Genomic DNA, 17,117 nt, shown 5'->3' with positions numbered 1-17,117 from the left:
CGCTTGGCAATTTATCGGAAGCGGGACAGGGTGGGGGTCTCGTTCCGAAGCTGTGCCTGGCCGTGATCTGCCGCTCCCTGGTCTTCGTGGGCCTGAGCGCCTTCGGCGCCCTGTACGCCCGCCAGCGCGTGAGCGGCGATCAACTCGCGGGCTCCGCCGCCCTGTTCGTGCTGTACGCCGGTGGCGCGATCGGCACGGTCGCGAGTGGCAGGCTCGCGGCGCGCTGGGACCGGGTGCGGGTGGTGAACGGGTCGTACGCGGCCGCGGTGCCCGCCGCGCCGGGGTCGTGTTCGTACCCGGCCCGGCGTTCTACGTGTTCGTCGCGCTGACCTCGGCCGCGCTGTATATGCCGTTCTCCTGGCAGGCGACGCTGGGTCAGGACTATCTGCCGACCCGGATCGGCACGGCGGGCGGGGTCACGCTCGGCCTGACGGTGAGTGTGGGCGGGTGGCCGGCCCGCTGATCGGGGCCGCGGCGGACGCGACCTCGCCGGGGACCGCGCTCGCCCCGCTGATCGCCTTCCCCGCCCTGGCCTGGCTCCTCACCCGCACCTGCCGGGGCCGGAGGATCCAACACCGGATTCCACGAACTCCCTTGCACGGCAAGGCAGTTGAGCGGAATCAAGACACCGACTTCGCCCCCGCGGCGGCGATGGCGGCCGTCGCGGTGCGGGCCCGCTGGGCGATCTCGTCCTGGGGTTCGGCGGGGCTGTAGACGACGAGCGCCCGGTCCGCTTTGTCGAGGAGCAGGGCGTCCGGCGCGGCCGCGGTCTCGCCGTCGTACGCGAGGGTGTTGACCTCGTCGAGGCCGGTGAGCCGCACCGACCGTACGCGTTCGGCGCGGTAGACGTGCGAGCGGCGCAGGGCGCCCGCGAGAGCGGAGACGGCGAGGCGGGTGCGGGCGAGCGGCACCTCGGCGTCGACGGTGCGCAGGTCGATGAGGCCCTCGTCGAGGCGGGGCCGGTGCGAGGGGGCGAGCCCGTCGGGCTGGTAGTGGCCGTTGCCCGCGAACAGCAGCCAGAGCGCCCGCGGGCGGCCGTCGATGCGCAGGCGTACGGGGGTGGCGGTGCGCAGCACCCGGACGAGGGCGATGGCGGCGGCCGGCCACTTGCCGATCCGGTCCTCCATGGCTTCACGCATGCGGACCAGGTCGGGGTAGAGGCCGATGCTGAACGTGTTGAGGAAGGCGGCGACGTCCCCGCCCGCGTCGTCGCGCGCCCGGGCCAGGTCGACGCGGATCGCCTCGCCGTGTTCGACGGCGTACACGGTGTCCTCGAAGGCGGCGACGCCCGCGTCGAGCGCGAAGTGGTTGAGGGTGCCGCCGGGGAACACCGCGAGGGCGAGCCCGGCTCGGGCGGCACGTTCGCAGGCCGCGTTCACGGTGCCGTCGCCGCCGCACACGCCGAGCACTCCGGAGAGCTCGCCCGCCCGGGCGACGGCTTCGTCGAGGAGTGCGCCCAGGTCGTCGCCGGGCCCACGTTCGACGATCTCGGCCTCGGGCAGCAGCAGGCGCAGGTGTTCCGGCGCGGGCAGGCGGCCCGGGACGCCTTTGCCGGAGCCGCCGTTGACGACCACGACGAGACCCTGCCCCTGGTGCAGCGCGGGCGCCGCGGCGCGGGTGTGCAGGGGGTGTACGGGCTGCGGCCGGGGCGGCCACCAGTAGCAGGTGACGGCGGCCGCGGCCATGCCGAGCGCGCAGCCGGCCAGTACGTCGCCGGGGTAGTGGACGCCGACGTAGACGCGGGAGAACGCCACGGCCGCGGCGACGGGGGCGAGCAGCGCCCCGTACCGGGTGGATTCCAGGGCCACGCCGGTGGCGAAGGCGGCGGCCGACGCGGAGTGCCCGGAGGGGAACGAGGTGCTGCGCGGCAGCTTCGCGAGGCGCCGCACCAGCGGCACGGTGTCGATGACCGGGCGCCGGCGCCGGGTCGCGTACTTGGCGACGGTGTTGGTGGTGAGCGAGGCCAGCGCCAGGGCGCCGATCCCTCGCCGGGCGGCCCGGCGGGCCATGGGACCGCCGGCCACCGAGAGCGCGGCTGCCGCGGCGAACCACAGCCGCCCGTGGTTGGCGGCATGGCTGAGCGCGGGCAGCACCTGCTCGGCGCCGGCCAGCTTCGCGGTGGCCACCCGCTCGAACCAGCGGCGGTCGATCGCACCCATCCGGGACATCGGTGACATGCCCCCTGCCTAGGGTCGGTCCGGCGGATCTTGTCTGGGACGCGGGGGCCTGGCACGCCCATCTGCGGCGTTGTCGTCGGTTGCCGACGCTCCGCGTCGCCGCCCTCCTCCGCCTTGCAGCTGGACGCACCAGGCCCCCGCTCACCAGGACGGAAGAGCTGAGCCGCATCGCAGGCGACCAGATCCGCCGGACCGACCCTAGCCCGGATGGCACCGGGCCGCCCGCCGGACTCACCCGGACGGGCGGCCCCGCTCCAGGGCCGCCACCAGCGTCGGCACATGGCTGTGGTCGATGTCCTTCACGGCGGTGACCAGGGTGACGGTGTCACTCTTGGCGAGGCCGCGCAGCCGGTCGAGCGCCTGGGCCGGTTCGGGCTCGGCCAGTTCGGCCTCGTACCGCTCCTGGAACTCGGCATGGCGCGTGCGGTCCTCGTGGTACCAGCGGCGCAGTTCCGTCGAGGGGGTGAGCTCCTTGGGCCACTCGTCGACGGCCGCGCGTTCCTTGGACAGGCCCCTGGGCCACAGCCGGTCCACCAGGACGCGTACGCCGTCGTCGCCCTCGGGCGGGTCGTAGACCCGGCGGACCCGCATCGTGCGCTTTCCCGGCATGGATGCCTCCATAGGTGTCGCCTGCCCCATGCTGTCAACAGCCCAACCCTGTCAACAGCCCACCGATTTCGCGACCGACGCAAAGGGCGGCCCGATCGCCCGGGCCGCCCTGAGAACCTGTGTCCGATGCCGAGGTGCGCGGCGTCAGACGCCGACGGCCTCCTCGACTTCCTCTTCGGCCTCGTCGGCCTCTTCGGCAAGGGCCGCTGTCACTGCGCCGGACGGCGCCACTTCTGCGGTGACCGGCGAGGCAGCGGCCCGGGCCCGGCGGCGTTCGGCCAGCCCCGCGACCGCCATCACGGCGAGGCCGAGGACCAGCCAGGCGGCGAGCACCCACACATTGCGGTCGAGGCCGTGGCCGCCGAAGTAGACCAGGTTGCGGATGCCCTCGACGAGCCCCGCGCCGTTCCAGAACGCGTGCAGACTGCCGAAGAAGCCGTTCTGCAGCTCGGGCCGGAACAGACCGCCGGAGCTGGTGAAGTTGAGCATCACGAAGAGCACCATCACGGCGAGCGTGGTCCAGCGCTTGAGGAAGGTGTGGAGCCCGGCGCCGAGGAAGAGGATGCCCGCCGAGTACAGCCAGGACATCGCCCACACGCCCCACAGGCCGTGGTCGACCAGGTGGAACAGCGGTCCCGCGAAGGCCGCGCCGATCACCGAGACCACGAAGGAGACCCCGGTCACCAGCGCCGCCCGCACCTTCAGCGAGAGCCCGGCTCCGGCCGCGCCGAGCGCCGCGACGGAGGCGTACGAGCCGATGCTCACGGCGATGAGCAGGAAGAAGATGCCCGATCCTGTCGGGTCGTCGGAGACCGGCGGTACGACGTCGGTGACCTTGAGGGGCACTCCTTGGGCGCTCGCCACCGGGGTGAAGACCTTCGTGACGGCGGTGGCGCTCATGTCGGAGCCGGCCGAGGCGACGATCAGCTCGGGAGCCTTCGCGTTCAGGACGTAGGCGCCGGTGATGTCCCGGTGCCTCAGCTGGTCGACGGCGGTGGCCCGGTCGGCGACGGTGCGGACGTCGAGCTTGTCGCCCGCCTTGTCCTTCACCGTCTGCGCGAACACCTTTGCCTCGGGGCCCGCCCCGACGACCGCGACCGGCAGGTGGTGCGGCTCGGGGGTGGCGAACGCCCCCAGGTAGGCGAGTCCCATGCCGAGGCACATCAGCAGCGGGGTGATCAGATGCGTGAGGACGTGCCGCAGTGCGGGGTTCGACGACGCGGTACGCACGTCGCCCGGCGCGGCGACCCGTCCAGCCTTGTGGCCTCCGGACATGACAGGACCCTTCTGATCGGGCCCACGGCCGGACTGGCCGCGAACCCGATGGTTGGCTTTTACAACTCCAATGAGTTGTACTCTACAAGCATTTCCTCGGGGAAGCCACCCCGGTCGCGACCGGGGCCCGGCCGCGCTGAGATGGGGCCATGAAACGCCAGGTCGACCCATGGTGGGCCGAGCTGCCTCCGGCGGCCGGCGCGGCCGTCATGGCCACGGCGATCATCTCGATCGGGCTGCACCTGACCGGCCACGAGGCGCTCTCCCGGGTGGGACTCGTCGTCGCCGCGCTGCTGTGGCTGCTGCTCGCGTGCGACTTCGTCTCGCGGCTGCTCGGCAACCGGCCCCGCTGGGCGAGCGAGGCGGACACACCGCCCGCGCTCACCGCCGTCGCCGCCACCACGGTGCTCGGCACCCGCCTCTCGGCGCTGGGCTGGCAGGGCCCGGCCGCGGCCCTGCTGGCGCTGGGTGCGGTGATCTGGCCGGGGCTCCTGATCGCGGTCGTACGCCACTGGCAACGGCGGATGCCGGGGGTGGCCTTCCTGGTGTGTGTGGCGACCCAGGGCTTGGCGGTCCTTGCCGCGACGCTGTCGCTCGCGGGCGAGGGCGACTGGCTGAGATGGGCCGCGCTGGTCGCGCTCGGGCTCGGCCTTTTCCTCTACGCCTGTGCGCTGGTCCGGTTCGACTTCCGGCAGATACGGGACGGGGCCGGCGACCAGTGGATCGGCGGCGGCGCCCTCGCGATCTCGGCGCTCGCCGCATCGAAACTGTCCGCGTCCCCGCTGTGGACCGGCACCGCGCACACGGCCCTGCGGACGAGCGCCCTCGTCCTGCTCGGCCTCAATCTCGCCGCATGCGCCGTACTGCTGCTCGCCGAGGCGCGGTGGCCGCGGCCTCGCTACGACATCCGCCGCTGGTCCACGGTGTTCCCCCTCGGCATGACGGCGGTCGCCTCGCTGTCCGTCTCGGCCACCACGGGGATCGCCTGGCTGCACACGCTGGGCGTGGCGCTGCTGTGGATCGCCTTTGCGGCGTGGGTGCTGGTCCTGGCGGGATTCGCGAAGAAGCTCGACCGAGTGCCGGGCGGGACAAGCTAGTTGGAGCCCCGGCGCTCGCTTCGTACCCGCCGCACCAAATCCGAGGCCGCCCCCGCCCACTGCGCATGCTCAAAGGTGAACCCCGCCTCCAGGAGGCGCCCCGGCACCACCCGCCGGCTTTTCAGCAGCAACTCCGTATCCGAGCGGAGCGCGAACGCACCGAGCTCGGCCATCCACTTCGTGGCGGGCAGCCCCACCGGGACGCCCCAGGCGCCGCGCAGGGCGCGCATGAAGGCCCGCTGCGGGAGCGGGGCGGGGGCGGCCAGGTTCACGGGGCCGGTGAAGTCGTCGCGTGCGACGAGGAACTCGACCGCCCGCACGAAGTCCTGGTCGTGGATCCAGGACACGTACTGCCTGCCGCCCGCGACCGGCCCGCCGAGGCCGAGCCTGGTCATCTTCAGGAGCACGTCGAAGACGCCCTCGCGGTCGGGGCTCATCACCATCGCGGAGCGCAGGGCGACCTTGCGGGTGTCCGGCGTCCGGGCCTCTTCCTGGGCCGCCTCCCACGCCTTGGCGATCTCGACGCTGAACCCCCAGTAGTCGGGTACGTCCGGCTCGGTGCCGCCCACGATCCCGGTCGCCTCGTCGTTGGCCGCGTCGAAGCGGTGGGCGTACACGGTCGCGGTACTCATCTGGAGCCATACCTTCGGGGGCCGCGCGGCGGCGCCGATCGCCTCGCCCACGACCTGGGCGGAGCGCACACGCGATTCCATCATGGCCCGCAGGTTTGCCTCGGTGTAGCGGCAGCTCACGCTGCGGCCCGCCAGGTTGATCACCACGTCGCTGCCGTCGACGACCTCGGCCCACGCGCCGGGCTTCTCGCCGTCCCAGCCCACCTCACGCTCGCGGCGCGGCCGCCGGGTCAGGATGACGACGTCGTGGCCCGCGGCGGTCAGCGCCCGGTCCAGGATGGCTCCGACCTGCCCGGTTCCGCCGGGAATCACTATCTTCATTGCGCCCCCTCGATATGGGCGCGACCCTAGCGCACCGAATTGAACGCGTTCAAACCGGCCTTGTGGTCACCCGGGTGGCTTGCGTGCGGTGGTGGGTAGGAGCCGGGCAGGCCGAGACTGGAGGCGGCTGCCGGATCGGACCGAGCGGCGTGCGAGCCACTGGTCGCAACCCAGGAGGTAGCCGTGGTCGACAGCGAGGCGTGGGGGGACGACGTCTATCAGCCCGACGGCTCCGAGGTACAGGACGACGAGGGCATCCTGAGCGCCGAGGACACGCTCCTCGACGACGGCCCCGCCGATCCCCTCGACGTGGGCTACTCGCCACCGGAACGGCCCTGGGCCGTGGAGCGCGACGGGGTGACGGCGGCCGAGCGGCTGCACGGCGAGAGCCTGGAGAGGCGCCTGGCCGACGAGGTACCCGAGGTGTCCGACACCGACGGCATGGGCGACACCTGGGACACCGACGGCGAGCCGCGCGACATCGAGGTCGGCGGCGCCCGCGCCGGACGGCTCGTGGCCCCCGACGAGGGAGCGCACCCGGACGACGAGACCCGCATGCTCGCCACCGACGTGGGCATCGACGGCGCGGCCTCCTCCGCCGAAGAGGCGGCCATGCACATCGTCGACGAGGACGATCTCGACGACCTCGAAGGCTTCGAGGCCCCCGCCCGCATCGAACAGGGCGACTGAAACCCGCCGACCGAGACCCCGGAGCCCCCCATGCAGCGTGACAAGCAGCCTTCGTACCAGCCGGTGGTCTTCCGTGACAAAGCCGCCGGGTTCGCCTTCCTGACCCGGTCGACCGCGTCGAGCGAGGAGACGATCGACTGGGACGACGGCAACACCTACCCGGTCATCGACGTGGAGATCTCCGCGGAGAGCCACCCCTTCTACACCGGCAAGGCCCGGACGGTGGACACGGAGGGGCGGATCGCCCGCTTCGAGCGCCGTTACGAGGGCAAGGAGTGACCCGGCCGGGCCGGTGGGTCAGGGCTTCCTGCCGCGCGGGACGGCCACGTCGGTGAGGACGGCCGCGCCCTGCTCCAGGTCCCGCCAGGTGTGGCCGTGCCAGGCGAGGACGGCGACGGCCGACGTGGGGAACTTCGCCCCGAGCCGGTCGAGGGCGTCGCCCCGGCCCTCCCCCGCCAAGGTCAGGACCAGATCCTCAAGGCCTGGGTTGTGCCCGATCACGAGCAACTCGCCCACTCCGTCCGGGACTTGACGCACGACGCCGAGCAGCCCGGGCACATCGGCCGCGTACAGCCCCGGCTCGTACCGTACGGGTGGCGGGCTGCCCCACTGGGCGACGGCCAGCTCGCAGGTCTGGCGGGCGCGGAGGGCGGTCGAGCACAGGACGAGGTCGGGCAGGCAGTCCATGTCGGACAGGAGCAGCCCGGCGGCCGGCGCGTCCCGGCGGCCGCGGGCCGCGAGCGGCCGCTCGTGGTCGGCGACGCCGTCGGGCCAGGCCGACTTGGCGTGCCGCAGCACGATCAGGCGGCGCAGCGGGGCGAATTCGGGGCGGGTCGTCATCGGATGCCTCCGTAGCGGTCGTCGTGCGGGTCCGGATCTCTGTTCACCACCGTGCGCCGCCGTGTCGCGCCTTCCCCCGCCCGACCCGGGTGCCGGAAGATCCACGACGTGCGCCGGAAGCCCTGTTCGCGGCGCGAGCTGCCCTGTCGACCCGTTCCGCACAGGAGGAACCCTCCGTGAAAAGACTTCTGCTCGCCTCGCTGATGCTTCTGACCGCGCTCGCCGCGCCGACGGCCGCCGCCCAGCCGTCGGCCACGGCCTACCGTCAGCCGGCCGAGCCGAGCCCCCACGTACGCACGACGCGATGGCAGACGGGCAGCACGTACTACATCGACGGCACCACCTGGACGCCCCACGCCGTCGTACGCACCTATGTGGAGGGCTGGGAGAAGGCACCGAGGACCCGCCAGTGGAGCCAGGACACCACGGACGCGAACGGCAACTTCTCCTTCCAGCGCTACGAGCCGTACAACCCCTACGAACACGGTCTGCTGCACCTGTACATGGTGGACTCCGTGACGGGCCGCCGGAACGGGGTGTCCATCCCGCTGCCGTAGCGGCATCGCAAAAGCAGCGGCATCGCAAAAAAGGGAGGCGCGCGCCTCGCCGGGGCTGTTAGCTTCACCGGCATGAAGAAGCGTGCGGCTGTGCAGTGGACGACGACGCCGGAGAGTGTCCCGGCGCGCTGACAGCTGTGTACGTCAAGAAGCCCCGGGGCGAGTGGCCCCGGGGTTTTCCGTGCGGTCACTCGTCCCATGAAGACCGCGAGGAGCCCCCCGTGCACGACCACCGCAAACTCGGCCGCGAGCTCGATCTGTTCGACACCGACCCGCTGATGGGGGCCGGACTGCCGTACTGGCTGCCGGACGGCGCGGCCGTGCGGCACGCCTTGGAGGAGTACATCCGCGAGACCGAGCGGCGGGCCGGATACCGGCACGTGTACTCGCCGGTGCTCGGCAAGCGCGAGCTGTACGAGATTTCCGGGCACTGGTCGCACTACAGCGAGGACATGTTCCCGCCGATGGACCTGGGCGCGGAGCAGGTCGTGCTGCGCCCGAGCCTGTGCCCCCACCACGCCCTGATCTACCGCTCACGCGCCCACAGCTACCGCGAACTCCCGCTGCGCATGGCCGAGTTTGGCGGCATGTACCGCTCGGAGCTCTCCGGTGTGCTCGGCGGTCTGACCCGGGTGCGGGCGATCCACCTGAACGACGCGCACATCTTCTGCACCCTGGAGCAGGCCGCCGAGGAGGCGCGGGCCGCGCTCGACCTGATCGGCCGCGCGTACGCGGCGCTGGGCATCCGCCCGGCCCGCTACCGCCTCTCGCTGCCCGGCGCGGGCGGCAAGTATGTGGCGGACGCCGGCATGTGGGAGCGGGCCGCCGCCCTGCTGACCGAGGTGCTCGACGCCAGTGGTGTGCCGTACGAGGCCGTCGAGGGCGAGGCCGCGTTCTACGGCCCGAAGATCGATGTGCAGATCGCCGACGTGGCGGGCCGCGAGGCCACCCTGTCGACCGTGCAGGTCGACTTCCACCAGCCCGAGCGGTTCGATCTGCACTACATCGGGCCGGACGGCGCCAAGCACCGGCCTGTGATGGTCCACCGCAGCATCATCGGCAGCATGGAACGTGCCGTCGCCCATCTCATCGAGCTTCACGGCAGCGCCTTCCCGGCCTGGCTGGCGCCCGTCCAGCTGGTGGTCGTGCCGGTTTCCGACGCCGAGATGGGCCGGGCGGCCGAGCTCGTGGAGCGGGCCGTCGCCGAAGGCCTGCGAGCCGAGCTCGCCGGACCGGAGCAGGGCTCTCTCGGCGCCCGGATCAGGGCCGCGCGGCTCGTCCCGTACCAGGCGGTGATCGGCGCCCGGGAGGCCGCGTCCGGCGAGGTCGCCCTGCGGCTGCGCGACGGCCGCCGCCCGGACGCCCTTCCGGCCGCGGACCTTCTGCGACGCGTCGGCGCCCTCGTGGCAGCGCGGGACCTCCAACTCTGGGATGAGGAAGGCGAGTTGTCCGTCAACTAGGGTCGGCGGTGCGCAACTGGATCTCCATGGCGTACGGGGAGGTTCCGTCCGGGCCGTACGCGGCGAGGTGCGCCTGCCGGCCGAGTTCGCGCAGCAGGTCGGCGCGGTTGAAGTGGGCCTCGTGGAGCGGCGGGGTCAGCCGGATCGTTCGGCGGCAGCCCGGTCAGGTGCTCGCACTTGGGCCTCCTGGTCGAACGGAAGCCACCCGCACCGGGGAACGCCTCCCCGTTTCTTGGTCACCTCCTCATGGCAACGGGGCCGCGGAGGGCGGCGGGCTGGCACCCTCGGCGGACAGTGATCCGAGCCGTCGTGAGGAATGCGCACATGCAGCACCGCACCGCTGTGTTCACCGTCGTCAGCGCGCTCTGCGGGGTCCTCGCCCTCGCCCTGCCCGTCCAAGCCGCGTCGGCCGGCCGTGCAGGGCGCGTCATCGTCTTCGGGCACCGGGGGGCTTCGGCCTACGCCCCGGAGAACACCCTCAGCTCCGTACAGCAGGCCGCCGACCTCGGCGTCCACTGGGTGGAGAACGACGTCCAGCGCACCCGCGACGGCGCGCTCGTCGTCATCCACGACACGACGCTGGCCCGCACCACCGACGTCGAGCAGCGCTACCCCGACCGGGCGCCCTGGTCGGTGAGTTCGTTCTCGCTCGCCGAGATCAAGCAGCTCGACGCGGGCAGTTGGTTCGGCCCTGACTTCCGGGGCGAACGCATCCCCACCCTGGAGGAGTATCTGGACCTGCTCGACGACACCGGCCAGGGCCTCCTGCTCGAACTGAAGCAGCCCGAGCTGTACCCGGGCATCGAGCGGCAGACCCTGGAGGTCCTGGACCGGGCCGACTGGCTCGACCTGCGTCACCTCTCCGGGCGCCTGGTCGTGCAGAGCTTCAGCGTCCCCGCGCTGCGGACCACGCACCGGCTGCGCCCGGAGGTCCACACCGGCTTCCTGGGCAATCCGCCGGTCTCCGAGCTCAAGCAGTACGCCACGTTCACCGACGAGATCAACGCCGAGCAGCACACGGTGACTTCGGCGTACGTCAATGCCGTGCACTGCATGAAGGGGGCGCACCGGAGGCCGATGCGCATCAACACCTGGACGGTCGACAACGCGCCCGCCGCCACCCGGCTGATGAAGATGGGGGTCGACGGCATCATCACCGACCGCCCGGACCTCATCGAGAGCACGGCGCGACAGCTCGCGTAACAGCCGGTCCGATGGCACGTCCTTTCCCGTGACCGGCGGGCGGCGCGTGATACTGGAGGCCGTCACACTCCGCACGCCTCGCCCTGGAGGTCATGGTGAACATGCTCATCAACGTGCCCGAGACCGTCGTGGCGGATGCGCTGCGCGGCATCGCCGCCGCGCATCCCGCGCTCACGGTCGACGTCGAGAACCGGGTGGTGCTGCGGCGTGACGCGCCCGTGGCCGGGCAGGTTGGCCTCGTCTCGGGCGGCGGGTCCGGGCACGAGCCGTTGCACGCGGGATTCGTGGGGCCGGGGATGCTGTCCGCCGCGTGCCCCGGGGAGGTGTTCACCTCGCCGGTGCCGGATCAGATGGTGCGGGCCGCGGCGGCCGTGGACGGCGGCGCCGGGGTGCTGTTCGTCGTCAAGAACTACACCGGCGACGTACTCAACTTCGACATGGCGGCCGAGCTCGCCGAGGACGAGGGGGTGACGGTCGCCAAGGTCCTCGTGGACGACGACGTCGCGGTGACCGACAGCCTCTACACGGCGGGGCGGCGCGGCACCGGCGCGACGCTGTTCGTCGAGAAGATCGCCGGGGCGGCCGCCGCGGAGGGCCAGAACTTGGAACGGGTCGAGGCGATCGCCCGGCGGGTGAATGGGAGCTCGCGCAGTTTCGGGGTGGCCCTGACCGCCTGCTCCACTCCCGCCAAGGGCAGCCCGACCTTCGAACTCCCGGCGGGCGAGCTGGAGTTGGGCGTCGGCATTCACGGCGAGCCGGGGCGCGAGAGGCGGGCGATGATGACGTCGCGGGAGATCGCGGACTACGCCGTGGACGTCGTCCTGGAGGACCTGCGGCCGTCGAGCCCCGTACTGCTCCTCGTCAACGGGATGGGCGCCACTCCCCTGCTCGAACTGTACGGATTCAACGCCGAGGTGCACCGGGTGCTCGCCGAGCGGGGCGTGCCGGTGGCCCGTACGCTCGTGGGGAACTATGTGACCTCGCTCAACATGGCGGGCTGCTCGGTGACGCTCTGTCAGGTCGACGAGGAGCTGCTGCGGTTGTGGGACGCCCCGGTCGACACGGCCGCACTGCGGTGGGGTTGCTGAGCCGATGCCCGAAGGAGTGCCTGTGCTCGACGCCGCGTTCATGCACCGCTGGATGACCGCCACCGCCGCCGCGGTGGACCGGGAGGCGCCCCGGCTGACCGATCTCGACTCGGCGATCGGCGACGCCGACCACGGGACGAACCTGCAGCGCGGCTTCACCGCCGTGACGGCGCTGCTCGACAAGGAGGCGCCCGGCACTCCGGGGGCCGTACTCGCCCTCGCCGGGCGGCAGTTGATCTCCACGGTCGGAGGCGCTTCGGGCCCGCTGTACGGAACGCTCCTTCGCCGCACCGGCAAGTCGCTCGGGGATGCCGCAGAGGTCACCAGGGAGCAGTTGGCCGGGGCGCTCGGCGCCGGGGTCGCGGCGGTCGCACAGCTGGGCGGGGCCGCGGCCGGGGACAAGACGATGCTGGACGCGCTGCTGCCCGCGGTCGAGGCGCTCGGCGAGTCCTTCGCGGCGGCGGCCGAGGCGGCCGACGCCGGGGCGCTCGCGACCGTACCGCTGCGGGCCCGCAAGGGACGGGCCAGCTATCTCGGGGAGCGGTCGGTGGGGCATCAGGATCCGGGGGCCACGTCGTCGGCACTGCTGATCGGCGCGCTGGCGGAGGCCGCCGCGTGAGCGGGCCTGACCCGCTGGTCGGGGTGGTGCTCGTCTCGCACAGCGCGGCGGTCGCGGCGTCCGTCGCCGAACTGGCCGAGGGCCTCGCGGGCGGCGGCCCCACCGCCCCCGTCGCGCCTGCGGGCGGCCTGCCCGACGGGGGCCTGGGCACCAGCGAGGAACTCATCGTGCGCGCGGCCGGGTCCGTGGACCGCGGCGCCGGCGTGGCCGTCCTGGTGGACCTGGGCAGCGCGGTCCTCACGGTCAAGGCCCTGCTGGCCGAGGGCGACGAACTCCCTTCCGGGACAAGACTGTTGGACGCCCCTTTCGTGGAGGGCGCGGTGGCCGCGGTGGTCAGCGCGTCGGCGGGAGCGAACCTGGACGCGGTGGAGGCGGCGGCCGCGGAGGCGTACGGCTACCGGAAGGTGTGAGGGGCGGGGTGCGGCGGGCCGGACGTCCCCCTCCACCACACCGGACGACCGGCTCGCCCGGGCCGGACCGGGCACGTCGTCCGGCTGTCGCACACCTCCGCCCGGAGCCATCATGAGGGCATGAGTGCCTTCAACGACTTGGGCGGCACCGGCGGGCCGCCGCTTGCCCCGCTGCCGGAGGACTGGGCCCGTGCGCTGGCCGTCGCGGCGCATCCGGACGACATCGAGTACGGCACCGCGTCCGCGGTCGCCCGCTGGACCGCGCAGGGCAAACAGGTCGGCTACGTCCTGGCGACGCGCGGGGAGGCGGGGATCGACGGGATGCATCCGGACCGGGCCGCGCCGCTGCGCGAGGCCGAGGAGCGGGCCGGGGCGCGCGAGGTCGGGGTCAGCGATGTGGAGTTCCTCGACCACCGGGACGGGGTGGTGGAGTACGGGATCGCGCTGCGGCGCGACATCACGCGGGCCATCCGCCGGTTCCGGCCGGACGTGATCGTTTCGGGCGCGTACACGGTCCGGATGGTCGGCGGGCTGGTCAACCAGGCCGACCACCGGGCGGTCGGGCTCGCGGCGCTGGACGCGGCGCGGGACGCCGGGAACCGGTGGGTCTTCCCGGAACTGGCCGATGAGGGACTCCAACCGTGGTCCGGGGTGCGTTTCGTCGCGTTCGCGGGCGCGGAGCGGCCCACGCACGGGGTGGAGGTGACCGGCAACCCGCTGGAGCGCGGCATCGCCTCCCTCGCGGCGCACGCCGAGTACACCAAGGGGCTCGGCGCGGATGCGGCCGCCTTCGACCCGCGCCCCTTCCTGACCTGGATCGCGTGCGCGGCGGGCCCGGCCCTGGGTGTGGAGGCCGCCGTGCTTTTCGACGTGCACCGGCTGGCCCCCGAGGGGCCGCCGCCCTGGGTGTGAGCGCCACCTCAGTGTTATGCAACTTGTTGCATAACCCGGGTTCGCTGGTCTACAACTGGAGGCGACGACACCCCACCCGGAGGCGCCCCCATGACCGCGTACCCCCATCTGCTGAGCCCCCTCGACCTCGGGTTCACCACCCTGCCCAACCGGGTGCTGATGGGCTCGATGCACATCGGGCTCGAAGAGGCCGAGAACGGCTTCGAGCGGATGGCCGCGTTCTACGCCGAGCGGGCCCGCGGCGGGGTCGGCCTCATGGTCACCGGCGGCATCGCGCCCAACGACGCGGGCCGGCCCTACCCGGGCGGCGCGAAGCTGACCAACGAGGCCGAGGCCGCCCAGCACCGGACCGTCACCGACGCGGTGCACCGCGAGGGCGGCCGGATCGCGATGCAGATCCTGCACTTCGGCCGGTACGCCTACCACCAGGACCTGGTCGCGCCGAGCGCGCTCCAGGCGCCGATCAGCCCGTTCGTGCCGCATGAGCTGAGCGACGACCAGGTCGAGCAGACCGTCGAGGACTTCGTGCGGGCCGCCGAGCTCGCGAAGTCGGCCGGGTACGACGGCGTCGAGATCATGGGCTCCGAGGGCTACCTCATCAACGAGTTCGTCGCCGGAGCGACCAACCGGCGCACCGACCGCTGGGGCGGCTCGTACGAGAACCGGATGCGCTTCCCGGTCGAGATCGTGCGCCGCACGCGCGAGCGCCTGGGCGCCGACTTCATCCTCATCTACCGCCTCTCCATGCTGGACCTGGTGCCCGGCGGCTCGACGCTGGAGGAGGTCATCACCCTCGCGCGGGCCATCGAGGCGGCCGGGGCGACGATCATCAACACCGGCATCGGCTGGCACGAGGCACGCATCCCGACGATCGCCACCTCGGTGCCCCGGGGCGCGTACACGTGGGTGACGAAGAAGCTCATGGGGTCGGTGTCGATCCCGCTGATCACCAGCAACCGCATCAACACCCCCGAAGTCGCCGAGCAGTTGCTCGCCGAGGGGCGGGCGGACATGGTGTCGATGGCGCGGCCCTTCCTCGCCGACCCGGAGTTCGTCGCCAAGGCGAGCGCGGGCCGCGCCGAGACCATCAACACGTGCATCGGCTGCAACCAGGCCTGCCTGGACCACACCTTCAGCGGGAAGATCACCTCCTGCCTGGTCAACCCGCGCGCCTGCCACGAGACCGAGCTGGTCCTGTCCCCCACCAAGCTGCGCAAGCGCCTCGCCGTGGTCGGCGCGGGCCCGGCCGGGCTCGCCTTCGCCGTCGCGGCGGCCGGGCGCGGGCACGCCGTCACCCTCTTCGACGCCTCCGACCGGATCGGCGGCCAGCTGAACATCGCCAAGCGCGTACCCGGCAAGGAGGAGTTCGACGAGACCCTCCGCTACTTCCGTAAGCAGCTCGAACTGCACGGCGTGGACGTCAAGTTGAACACCGAGGTCAGCGCAGGGGACCTGGGCGACGGCTCGTACGACGAGATCGTGATCGCGACCGGTGTCACCCCGCGCACCCCCGAGATCCCGGGCTCGGACCACCCGAGCGTCGTCACCTACCTCGACGTGCTGCGCGACGGGGCGCCGGTCGGCGAGCGGGTCGCGGTCGTCGGCGCGGGCGGCATCGGCTTCGACGTCGCCGAGTTCCTCACCGACTCAGGCGACGCGGCGAGCCTGGACGCCGAGACGTACTTCCGGCAGTGGGGCGTCGACACCACCTACGGCGAGCGCGGCGGGCTGCGCAAGGCCGAGCGCCCCAAGCCGCCGCGCCAGGTGCACCTGCTCCAGCGCAAGACGACGAAGGTCGGCGCGGGGCTCGGCAAGACGACGGGCTGGATCCACCGCACCGAGCTCAAGCACCGCGGCGTGACGATGGTCCCGGGCGTGCGCTACGACCGGATCGACGACGAGGGCCTGCACATCACCGTGGACGGCGAGTCCACCGTGCTGCCCGTCGACACGGTCGTGCTGTGCGCGGGCCAGGAGTCGCGGCGCGGCCTGTACGAGGAGCTCGGCGCGGCCGGGGCGACGGTGCACCTGATCGGCGGCGCCGACGTGGCCGCCGAGCTGGACGCCAAACGCGCCATCGACCAGGGCACCCGGCTGGCCGCGACGCTCTGAGGCGAGCGGGCCGAACCTAGGATGCGGTCATGTCTCTCCCGCACGCGATCCTGACCGCACTGCTCGAAAAGCCCTCATCGGGGCTTGAGCTGACCCGCCGCTTCGACAAGTCGATCGGCTACTTCTGGTCGGCCACGCATCAGCAGATCTATCGCGAGCTGGGAAAGCTGGAGCAGTCCGGGTTCATCCGCGCGCTGCCGTCCGCCGCCCCGGCCCGCGGGCAGAAGAAGGAGTACGAGGTGCTGCCCGCGGGCCGGGCCGAGCTCGCCCAGTGGGCGGCGGCCGGCCAGGACCCGAAGCCGATGCGGGACCCGCTGCTGCTGCGGATGCGGGCGGCGGCGGTGATCGGCACGGGCGGCCTGCGGGCCGAGCTGGAGCGCCATCTCGCCCTGCACCACGCCCAGTTGACGACGTATCACGGGATCGAGGCGAAGGACTTCCCGCCGGAGCGGGACAGCGAGCAGGACCGGCTGCGGCATCTGGTGCTGCGCGGCGGCATCGAGCTGGAGACGTTCTGGATCGGCTGGCTGACCGAGGCGCTCGACACCCTGGGCGAGGAGCCCCCGGGCGAGGGGCGGCCCGGGAAGTGAGGCGACACATCCGGCGCGGCGTCGTTCCCCGCACCCATCGGGGCGTTGTATTCTACAACCGACCCGTGGAGACGAAAGGGGATCAGTCGTGCTCAGCCGAGACCAGTCGGTCATCACCATCCAGCGTGAGCTGACCGCGTTCGCCCGGCGCGCCCGGGCCGCCGCCGCCCGGATGCACCCGGAGCTCTCGCTCGTCTCATTCACCCTGCTCTCCCATCTGGAGGACCAGCAGGGCTGCCGGGCGACCGATCTGGCCGCCTACTACATGCTCGACAAGTCGACGATCAGCCGCCAGATCGCGGGGCTCGAAAAGCTCGGCTTCGTCGAGCGCATCAGCGACCCCGACGACCACCGCATCCAGGTGCTCCAGCTGACCCCGGCGGGCACCGCCAAGCTCGCGGAGGCGGCCGAGCTGCGCCGCCAGGCCTTCCACGACCGGCTCGCCGACTGGGCACCGCAGGACCTGGACCGGTTCGCGGAGTACCTGCTGCGCTACAACAGCCTGGCCGAAAGCCGGAGTTGACG

The 17,117-nt window shown here is 72.5% G+C and carries 18 protein-coding genes and 1 pseudogene; 14 read left to right on the top strand and 5 right to left on the bottom strand.

Annotated features, from left to right (window positions below; translation table 11 throughout):
- Nucleotides 1-50 precede the first annotated feature (50 nt).
- Nucleotides 51-714: pseudogene (locus ACSHXC_RS34055) on the top strand (hypothetical protein); the annotation flags it as partial.
- Here ACSHXC_RS34055 and ACSHXC_RS34050 read toward each other — a convergent pair.
- The 3 genes from ACSHXC_RS34050 to ACSHXC_RS34040 all read right to left on the bottom strand — a co-directional run bounded on the left by ACSHXC_RS34050 (nucleotide 621) and on the right by ACSHXC_RS34040 (nucleotide 3,950).
- Nucleotides 621-2,168 (bottom strand): bifunctional phosphatase PAP2/diacylglycerol kinase family protein, encoded by a 1,548-nt coding sequence (locus ACSHXC_RS34050; protein WP_438296991.1) that lies wholly within the window; start codon nucleotides 2,166-2,168, stop codon nucleotides 621-623. The pseudogene ACSHXC_RS34055 and the gene ACSHXC_RS34050 overlap by 94 nt on opposite strands.
- 240 nt (nucleotides 2,169-2,408) lie before the next feature.
- The gene (locus tag ACSHXC_RS34045; protein ID WP_438295198.1) at nucleotides 2,409-2,786 is read right to left on the bottom strand and encodes a DUF488 domain-containing protein; all 378 of its coding nucleotides are present in this window, start codon (nucleotides 2,784-2,786) and stop codon (nucleotides 2,409-2,411) included.
- Between the two features lie 144 nt (nucleotides 2,787-2,930).
- Nucleotides 2,931-3,950 (bottom strand): hypothetical protein, encoded by a 1,020-nt coding sequence (locus ACSHXC_RS34040; protein WP_438296989.1) that lies wholly within the window; start codon nucleotides 3,948-3,950, stop codon nucleotides 2,931-2,933.
- A 260-nt stretch (nucleotides 3,951-4,210) separates the two neighbouring features.
- On the opposite strand from ACSHXC_RS34040, the gene ACSHXC_RS34035 reads away from it, so the two are divergent.
- A complete protein-coding gene (locus ACSHXC_RS34035) occupies nucleotides 4,211-5,158 on the top strand; it encodes a tellurite resistance/C4-dicarboxylate transporter family protein (protein ID WP_438295197.1) in 948 nt (315 codons plus the stop codon).
- Here ACSHXC_RS34035 and ACSHXC_RS34030 read toward each other — a convergent pair.
- Nucleotides 5,155-6,111 carry a TIGR01777 family oxidoreductase gene (locus ACSHXC_RS34030; protein WP_438295196.1) on the bottom strand — a complete coding sequence of 319 codons (957 nt, stop codon included), beginning with the start codon at nucleotides 6,109-6,111 and terminating at the stop codon, nucleotides 5,155-5,157. The genes ACSHXC_RS34035 and ACSHXC_RS34030 overlap by 4 nt on opposite strands.
- 183 nt (nucleotides 6,112-6,294) lie before the next feature.
- On the opposite strand from ACSHXC_RS34030, the gene ACSHXC_RS34025 reads away from it, so the two are divergent.
- The gene (locus ACSHXC_RS34025; RefSeq protein WP_438295195.1) at nucleotides 6,295-6,801 is read left to right on the top strand and encodes a DUF5709 domain-containing protein; all 507 of its coding nucleotides are present in this window, start codon (nucleotides 6,295-6,297) and stop codon (nucleotides 6,799-6,801) included.
- Between the two features lie 30 nt (nucleotides 6,802-6,831).
- A complete protein-coding gene (locus tag ACSHXC_RS34020) occupies nucleotides 6,832-7,080 on the top strand; it encodes a type B 50S ribosomal protein L31 (RefSeq protein WP_399488500.1) in 249 nt (82 codons plus the stop codon).
- Between the two features lie 18 nt (nucleotides 7,081-7,098).
- Here the strand turns inward: ACSHXC_RS34020 and ACSHXC_RS34015 are convergent, their stop codons facing one another.
- Nucleotides 7,099-7,641, bottom strand: a complete 543-nt coding sequence (locus ACSHXC_RS34015) for a SixA phosphatase family protein (protein ID WP_438295194.1) — start codon at nucleotides 7,639-7,641, stop codon at nucleotides 7,099-7,101.
- 176 nt (nucleotides 7,642-7,817) lie between these two features.
- Here ACSHXC_RS34015 and ACSHXC_RS34010 point away from each other — a divergent pair, with 176 nt between their 5' ends.
- The 10 genes from ACSHXC_RS34010 (at nucleotide 7,818) to ACSHXC_RS33965 (ending at nucleotide 17,115) form a co-directional block, all read left to right on the top strand.
- Nucleotides 7,818-8,198 carry a hypothetical protein gene (locus ACSHXC_RS34010; RefSeq protein WP_438295193.1) on the top strand — a complete coding sequence of 127 codons (381 nt, stop codon included), beginning with the start codon at nucleotides 7,818-7,820 and terminating at the stop codon, nucleotides 8,196-8,198.
- Between the two features lie 137 nt (nucleotides 8,199-8,335).
- Nucleotides 8,336-9,658 carry a threonine--tRNA ligase gene (gene thrS, locus ACSHXC_RS34005; protein WP_438296988.1) on the top strand — a complete coding sequence of 441 codons (1,323 nt, stop codon included), beginning with the start codon at nucleotides 8,336-8,338 and terminating at the stop codon, nucleotides 9,656-9,658.
- A gap of 324 nt (nucleotides 9,659-9,982) precedes the next feature.
- Nucleotides 9,983-10,861: a glycerophosphodiester phosphodiesterase gene (locus ACSHXC_RS34000; RefSeq protein ID WP_438295192.1), complete on the top strand. Its 879-nt coding sequence runs from the start codon at nucleotides 9,983-9,985 to the stop codon at nucleotides 10,859-10,861.
- A 95-nt stretch (nucleotides 10,862-10,956) separates the two neighbouring features.
- Nucleotides 10,957-11,949, top strand: coding sequence for a dihydroxyacetone kinase subunit DhaK (dhaK, locus tag ACSHXC_RS33995; RefSeq protein WP_438296986.1), 993 nt, complete (start codon nucleotides 10,957-10,959; stop codon nucleotides 11,947-11,949).
- 22 nt (nucleotides 11,950-11,971) lie between these two features.
- Nucleotides 11,972-12,568 carry a dihydroxyacetone kinase subunit DhaL gene (gene dhaL, locus ACSHXC_RS33990; protein WP_438295191.1) on the top strand — a complete coding sequence of 199 codons (597 nt, stop codon included), beginning with the start codon at nucleotides 11,972-11,974 and terminating at the stop codon, nucleotides 12,566-12,568.
- Nucleotides 12,565-12,978, top strand: coding sequence for a PTS-dependent dihydroxyacetone kinase phosphotransferase subunit DhaM (locus ACSHXC_RS33985; protein ID WP_438295190.1), 414 nt, complete (start codon nucleotides 12,565-12,567; stop codon nucleotides 12,976-12,978). Before dhaL ends, ACSHXC_RS33985 begins: the two co-directional genes overlap by 4 nt.
- A 120-nt stretch (nucleotides 12,979-13,098) precedes the next feature.
- A complete protein-coding gene (locus ACSHXC_RS33980; protein ID WP_438295189.1) occupies nucleotides 13,099-13,890 on the top strand; it encodes a PIG-L deacetylase family protein in 792 nt (263 codons plus the stop codon).
- A 90-nt stretch (nucleotides 13,891-13,980) separates the two neighbouring features.
- Nucleotides 13,981-16,002: an NADPH-dependent 2,4-dienoyl-CoA reductase gene (locus ACSHXC_RS33975; protein ID WP_438295188.1), complete on the top strand. Its 2,022-nt coding sequence runs from the start codon at nucleotides 13,981-13,983 to the stop codon at nucleotides 16,000-16,002.
- Nucleotides 16,003-16,031: 29 nt separating this feature from the next.
- Nucleotides 16,032-16,592: a PadR family transcriptional regulator gene (locus ACSHXC_RS33970; protein ID WP_438295187.1), complete on the top strand. Its 561-nt coding sequence runs from the start codon at nucleotides 16,032-16,034 to the stop codon at nucleotides 16,590-16,592.
- 88 nt (nucleotides 16,593-16,680) lie between these two features.
- Nucleotides 16,681-17,115 (top strand): MarR family winged helix-turn-helix transcriptional regulator, encoded by a 435-nt coding sequence (locus ACSHXC_RS33965; RefSeq protein ID WP_438295186.1) that lies wholly within the window; start codon nucleotides 16,681-16,683, stop codon nucleotides 17,113-17,115.
- Nucleotides 17,116-17,117 lie beyond the last annotated feature (2 nt).

Origin of the sequence: Streptomyces sp. HUAS TT7, from assembly GCF_051550175.1 — a bacterium.
Lineage (GTDB): Bacteria > Actinomycetota > Actinomycetes > Streptomycetales > Streptomycetaceae > Streptomyces.
Note: the sequence above shows the minus strand (reverse complement) of the source record. Positions and strands in the feature narration are given on the sequence as shown.

Excerpts from the sequence above, each read along its gene's own strand:
- ACSHXC_RS34050 (WP_438296991.1), bottom strand. The coding sequence starts at position 2,168 with ATGTCCCGGATGGGTGCGATCGACCGCCGCTGGTTCGAGCGGGTGGCC.
- ACSHXC_RS34045 (WP_438295198.1), bottom strand. The coding sequence starts at position 2,786 with ATGCCGGGAAAGCGCACGATGCGGGTCCGCCGGGTCTACGACCCGCCC.
- ACSHXC_RS34040 (WP_438296989.1), bottom strand. The coding sequence starts at position 3,950 with ATGTGCCTCGGCATGGGACTCGCCTACCTGGGGGCGTTCGCCACCCCC.
- ACSHXC_RS34035 (WP_438295197.1), top strand. The coding sequence starts at position 4,211 with ATGAAACGCCAGGTCGACCCATGGTGGGCCGAGCTGCCTCCGGCGGCC.
- ACSHXC_RS34030 (WP_438295196.1), bottom strand. The coding sequence starts at position 6,111 with ATGAAGATAGTGATTCCCGGCGGAACCGGGCAGGTCGGAGCCATCCTG.
- ACSHXC_RS34020 (WP_399488500.1), top strand. The coding sequence starts at position 6,832 with ATGCAGCGTGACAAGCAGCCTTCGTACCAGCCGGTGGTCTTCCGTGAC.
- ACSHXC_RS34015 (WP_438295194.1), bottom strand. The coding sequence starts at position 7,641 with ATGACGACCCGCCCCGAATTCGCCCCGCTGCGCCGCCTGATCGTGCTG.
- ACSHXC_RS34000 (WP_438295192.1), top strand. The coding sequence starts at position 9,983 with ATGCAGCACCGCACCGCTGTGTTCACCGTCGTCAGCGCGCTCTGCGGG.
- ACSHXC_RS33980 (WP_438295189.1), top strand. The coding sequence starts at position 13,099 with ATGAGTGCCTTCAACGACTTGGGCGGCACCGGCGGGCCGCCGCTTGCC.
- ACSHXC_RS33975 (WP_438295188.1), top strand. The coding sequence starts at position 13,981 with ATGACCGCGTACCCCCATCTGCTGAGCCCCCTCGACCTCGGGTTCACC.
- ACSHXC_RS33970 (WP_438295187.1), top strand. The coding sequence starts at position 16,032 with ATGTCTCTCCCGCACGCGATCCTGACCGCACTGCTCGAAAAGCCCTCA.